The organism is Kitasatospora sp. NPDC001119, from assembly GCF_053598475.1.
In genome coordinates this window covers 1-2,567 of sequence record NZ_JBSFKI010000093.1, presented here as the reverse complement: position 1 = coordinate 2,567, position 2,567 = coordinate 1, and the positions used below count along the sequence as shown (strand labels likewise).

The 2,567-nt window shown below is 61.1% G+C and carries 2 protein-coding genes; both read right to left on the bottom strand.

The window, feature by feature from the left end:
* A partial coding sequence (locus ACWDD9_RS43795; RefSeq protein ID WP_449814781.1) for a transposase occupies positions 1-300 on the bottom strand: 300 nt, incomplete at its 3' end.
* A 77-nt stretch (positions 301-377) separates the two neighbouring features.
* Positions 378-2,267, bottom strand: a complete 1,890-nt coding sequence (locus ACWDD9_RS43790; protein WP_449814780.1) for a BTAD domain-containing putative transcriptional regulator — start codon at positions 2,265-2,267, stop codon at positions 378-380.
* Between the last annotated feature and the right edge of the window lie 300 nt (positions 2,268-2,567).

Here is a 2,567-nt window from a genome sequence, read left to right as displayed (position 1 = left end):
GCCGGGCCAGGGTGTGCTGCGGAGCGTTCGCGGACCACAGGCCGATGGCCGCGTACGGGCGCGCGCCGGCGACCGCCGCGGCGGCGACCAGCAGCGCGGCGCCAGATCGCGTGGCACCAATCGCCATGCGCGTCCACTGACCAGCACGTACAGCACGGTGTCCCTGACCAGCCGCTGCGGGAACTTCAGCCGCCGGCCCGCCCGACGGGGATCCCGCACCGGGAGCAACGGCTCGATCGTCGCCCACTGGGAGTCCGTCAATGACGAGTCATAGGACGGCTTGCGCGCACAGACACACATGGCGGTGATCTTCGCGGACTCCATGCCCGCGAAGATCACCGCCAACGAATCACGGCACGCAGTTGATTAACTACCCCCTACTTTCTCAGGCTAACCCGACAAAGCGGGGCGTTTCGCGCCACGCTGTCACCGAAGGCTGCTGCGCGGTGCTCTTCCTCGCGGCGCTCAAGGAGGAACAAGCGGACGGTTTCCATAAGCCGGTAGCTGATCTCGCTGCCGTCGTCGGAGGCGGAAGGCACCAGAAAGCGCGCATCGTGGAGTCGTTCGAGCAGTGATTCGACAGTGACGAGCTTCAGATCCAGCAGCGCGGCCGCTTCTGAGGCCAGGAACTTTGGCCGCCCGCTGGCGCTCAGGTTCAGCAGGGCCTGCCGGTCATGATCTTGGAGGCGGCGGTAGGACCGCTCCAGACGGGTCCACAGGTTCATGTCGCCTGAGACGATGGTAGCCATCCGCCGTCGACAGTCGGCTAGCCTGATTGCAGCCCCATTCAGAGACATTCGCTGTGGCATCATGAGCCGCGAGCCGATGGCTCGAACTGTGATTGGCAGGTAGTCGCAGAGCTTGGCGACCGTGCGGGCGATCGCACGATCATCCTGCGACCATCTCTGGCCGGAGACCCGGGAAAGTAGTTCCACGGCATCGTCCGCAGTAAGCGGCTCCAGCTCAAAGCTTCTACTGCCGCTCAGGCCGTGCAGTGGCGCGTGGCTGGATATCAGGACGGCACAGTCGGCCCCGCTCGGGATTAACGGCCTCACCTGTGCCTCTGAATCGGAATCGTCTAGTACAAACAGTGCGCGCCGGTCCGCGCACCAGTTTCGGAATAAAGTGATCCGACTGTCTAATTCGCCCGGGATCTGGTCCTGGGCGAAACCGATCGCCTGTAGGAATCCGCCGAGGATGGAAAAAGGCTCGGTCGGGGTGCATTCGCCGGACAATGATGCTCCGGTAAGGCAGGCGAAGAACTGTCCGTCTGGAAAACGTCGCCGCAATCGGTGGGCAAGGTGGACGATCAGTGCCGACTTTCCCACTCCCGGCATGCCGGTTACCGAAACTACCTTCGGTGCAGTGTCGCCGTCGATCGGGAAAAGGGCGCGGTCGATCTGGCTGAGTATCGCTTCTCGACCGGTAAAGTCTGAGATATCAGGTGGCAGTTGAGTAGGAATGGTGCGCGCGACTGCGCGGTCGGGCGGTCCACTCAGGGGTTGCTCAATGGTCAGGTCACCCGACAGTAGCGCCAGATGGAGCTGTTGCACTGGGGCTGACGGCTCGAGCCCGAGATCGCTTTTCAGCGCGGATCGGAGTCGTCCGTATACATCCAGGGCCTCGTGTCGGCGGCCGGCGTGATGCAGGGCGATCATGAGGCGGGCATGGATCCCCTCGTTCAATGGATCGCTGACCGTGAGTGCTTTCAGCTCGGGGATGACATCACGGTACTGGCCAAGTCCGATGCGGGCTTCGAAGTAGAGCTCCGTGGCTTGGAGTCTGGCTTCCTCTAACCGAACCGAATACGATTCCAGTAGCGGCCCCTTGGGGACATCGGCCAAGACGGACGAGCGCCATAGTGAGAGGGCCTGATTCAATTCCGAGGCGGCCTGGCGATAATTTTCCGCCTCCAGTTTTCTGCGGCCTTCCTCGAAGTGGCTTTGGAAAGCATGTGCATCCACGGTTTCCGGTGGGGTGATCAGCGCATAGCCAGAGGTATCTGTCACCAGGGCAATGGCGTCACCCTCGATTTGCTTCCCCCCGTTGAGCGCCTTTCGTAGCTGGTAGATGTAGGTCTGGATGGTGGCCATCGCGGTGGTAGGGGGGCGATCAAGCCAGAGCTCATCGATGAGCCGGTCGACCGGGACTGTGCGCGCTTCGGAGATCAGAAGCATAGCGAGTATCGTGCGGAGTTTTGGCGGAAGTAGGATGGATCCGCTCCGACCGGTAGCCACTTCGAGATTCCCTAGAAGTCGAAAGTGCATAATCCCCCCATGTTCTGCATTTCTGCAGCATTGCTAGATAAAACATCCTATTTTCTGTGGCAGTGGTATCCGCGCGCCCCATTGGTAAGTGTGCACTATTGTTTCTAGCAATAATGACCACAGGTGATCAATGTCCTACTTTCAGCCATGGCGATTTGCATCAAAAGTCCGTTTGTCTGGGGGTGCTCGGAGGCGCCGGGCACACCAGATGTCAGGGCCGTTGCAAAGTCTGGTGATCTTGTGAGTGTGTCTGGTCAGGCGATGCCGAGAGGTTGAGCGGGCGGGTGAAGGGCTCATAGG

What these genes read in the sequence shown, in the direction of transcription:
- ACWDD9_RS43790 (WP_449814780.1), bottom strand. Translation starts at nt 2,267, where the DNA reads ATGCACTTTCGACTTCTAGGGAATCTCGAAGTGGCTACCGGTCGGAGC.